The organism is Cupriavidus sp. SIMBA_020, from assembly GCF_046535395.1.
Classification (GTDB): domain Bacteria; phylum Pseudomonadota; class Gammaproteobacteria; order Burkholderiales; family Burkholderiaceae; genus Cupriavidus; species Cupriavidus campinensis.
In genome coordinates, this window is sequence record NZ_JAWRWU010001610.1 from 1 (window position 1) to 238 (window position 238).

Genomic DNA, 238 nt, shown 5'->3' on the forward strand with positions numbered 1-238 from the left:
CTTGATGCCCAGCGCCAGCGCGATGTTCTGCACCAGCACGCGGTGGGTGGCGCGCGACAGGCGCAGGAAGGTGCCGATCTTGCGCAGGTCGTCGTCCATCAGCGCCACGTCGGCCGTTTCGATGGCGGTGCCGGTGCCGGCCGCGCCCATGGCGAAGCCGATATCGGCGCGGGCCAGGGCCGGGGCGTCGTTGATGCCGTCGCCGACCATGCCGACCTTGCCGGCGGGCGCCAGCTTG

Annotated in this window: 1 pseudogene; it reads right to left on the reverse strand. The window is 72.3% G+C overall.

The features are described from left to right. Positions 1 to 238, reverse strand: a pseudogene (locus SB751_RS35055) (heavy metal translocating P-type ATPase); the annotation flags it as partial.